The sequence below is a fragment of the Streptomyces sp. NPDC002130 genome (assembly GCF_040296465.1).
Classification (GTDB): Bacteria; Actinomycetota; Actinomycetes; order Streptomycetales; family Streptomycetaceae; genus Streptomyces.
Genome location: NZ_JBEOXI010000733.1, coordinates 1 through 1,595 on the forward strand (window position 1 = coordinate 1; position 1,595 = coordinate 1,595).

At 59.8% G+C, this 1,595-nt stretch carries 3 protein-coding genes; 2 read left to right on the plus strand and 1 reads right to left on the minus strand.

The window, feature by feature from the left end; translation table 11 throughout:
- Both ABT116_RS44940 and ABT116_RS44945 read left to right on the plus strand, forming a co-directional pair.
- The coding region (locus ABT116_RS44940; RefSeq protein ID WP_351646790.1) for a FadR/GntR family transcriptional regulator at positions 1-338 on the plus strand (338 nt) is incomplete at its 5' end.
- A gap of 98 nt (positions 339-436) precedes the next feature.
- On the plus strand, positions 437-1,024 hold the full coding sequence (locus ABT116_RS44945; protein WP_351646792.1) for an APC family permease: 588 nt from the start codon (positions 437-439) through the stop codon (positions 1,022-1,024).
- A 315-nt stretch (positions 1,025-1,339) separates the two neighbouring features.
- Here the strand turns inward: ABT116_RS44945 and ABT116_RS44950 are convergent.
- A partial coding sequence (locus ABT116_RS44950) for a hypothetical protein (protein WP_351646794.1) occupies positions 1,340-1,595 on the minus strand: 256 nt, incomplete at its 5' end.

Consider the following 1,595-nt stretch of genomic DNA (forward strand, 5'->3'; position numbering starts at 1 on the left):
GTCATCTTCTCGAGTTGCTCGAATCCATTGAGCAATTGGGGGTTTCCGGAAGTCGGGGATCGTTCCGGGCTTGTGACGCCAGGTTCCACGGCGGTATCGCCAGAGCGGCGGGAAACAGCAGGTTGGAGGCTGCTGTGGTCGAGGCTCGCGGCGAAATGTTCGTCCCCGTCGATCATCTCGTGTTCGAAGACCAGGTCGAGGCTTCGAGGGTGGAGCACAAGGAGATCTTCGAGGCGATCAAGCGGGGCGACAGCGCTCGCGCGGCGGAAGCGATGGAACGTCACATTCTGCACGCAAAAGACGAGCTCAAACGCTTGGCGCTGCAGGAAGAAGGCTGACGGGGGCGCGACGAACGGACGGTTCGTCCCGTTTTTCGCAAGTAAAAGTTTTGTGAATTGGGTCCCGAATCGACTTCAATGGTTCTAACATCGCCGGTATGACCCATACTTCCGTCAATGCTTCACGCGATGCATCCGGCGATGACCGAACTCTTCGAGGCTCGCTGGGTACCGGTTCGATAGTCCTTATGGTCGTTGCCGCGGCCGCTCCCCTGACTGTGATCAGTGGGCTTGTGCCGCTGGGCATTTCCGGAGGTAACGGTGCAGGCTTCCCGATGACCTTCGCCGTGACAACCGGTGTGCTTCTGCTCTTCGCAGTCGGATTCACCGCGATGTCGCGTTACATCCCGGGAACCGGCGCGTTCTATCTCTACATCGGACATGGTCTCGGCCGTGGTGCCGGCGTTGGCAGTGCGATGTTGGCGCTTGTCAGTTACAGCACAGTGCAATTGGCCGTTTACGGCTACCTCGGCCCGGCAATGAGTTCGTTGATCACCTCCTACGGTGGTCCGGAGGTGCCGTGGTGGATCTTCTCGCTCGCCTTGTTGGCTCTGGTCGCAGTCCTCGGATTTCGTCATATCGAATTGTCGGGCAAGGTGCTCGGCATCCTGTTGATCGCAGAGGTTGGGATCGTCGTCGTCCTCGACGCTTTCATCATCGCCGACGGTGGTCCCGAAGGCTGTTGACCCCGAGATTCAGTCCGGCCGGAAGGTGTTCGCCGCGAGACTTGTTCGCCCACAATCACACGTCTCAGCCTAGACAGTGATGCGTACCGGAAAGCTGAATTTCTTCTCACCGTGGATATTACGTATTCCTATTGCCGGCGCCGATGGACCGGGATCAGGAATGACCGCTTCCGCTCCCCTGAGATCTATCTACTCAAAAACTGAACTGCTCCCTACACGTAGGGCCGTGGAGTTCGGTCCCAACGCGCAGGGAGCATCTCGTGGCGAACTCATACCTCGACAGGTTTTCGGTTCGGCGTCAGCCCGAATGTTCGCTCAGCTGAGCGAGTTCAGTGCGGTGATGAAAGAGACGGCGGTGATGCCGAGCTTGAGCAGTTCGCTGATCTTGCCGAGATTCAGTTCCTCGAGCGAGTCGGTGCTCAGCGATGCGGTGTCGAAAGAGGCTCTTCCCAGATGAGGGTGTAGGTCGGCCGGGCGCGTCGGTCCGCATCGGCGGGTGCCGCAGGACGTGGCCCTCGGCGGCTTCGACGATTCGCCGGCCGCCGTGGCCTCCAGTCCCGGGCTGACGACC